The organism is Nitrospira sp., assembly GCA_005116745.1.
Classification (GTDB): Bacteria; Nitrospirota; Nitrospiria; order Nitrospirales; family Nitrospiraceae; genus Nitrospira_D.
In genome coordinates this window covers 1-236 of the sequence record SWDS01000019.1, presented here as the reverse complement: position 1 = coordinate 236, position 236 = coordinate 1, and positions in this window count along the sequence as shown.

Here is a 236-nt window from a genome sequence, read left to right as displayed (position 1 = left end):
TACCTCCCGCACAACCGGACAAAATGCTACTAACATCTGGTTTAATTTTTATTAAGCCGAAGTGTGGGAATATGGTAGCGGATAGACTCGGCTAGTCGTATCAGGTTTGCTTCCATCTTGATCAACGGGGCTGGAAACCACTGCCTCTCGTGTGCCAGGATGTAGACCGATCCTGATACACCTTTCAGTCGGTCGATCCAGTCATTGTCGCCTATCCAACGCTCCGGCGGCAGCGT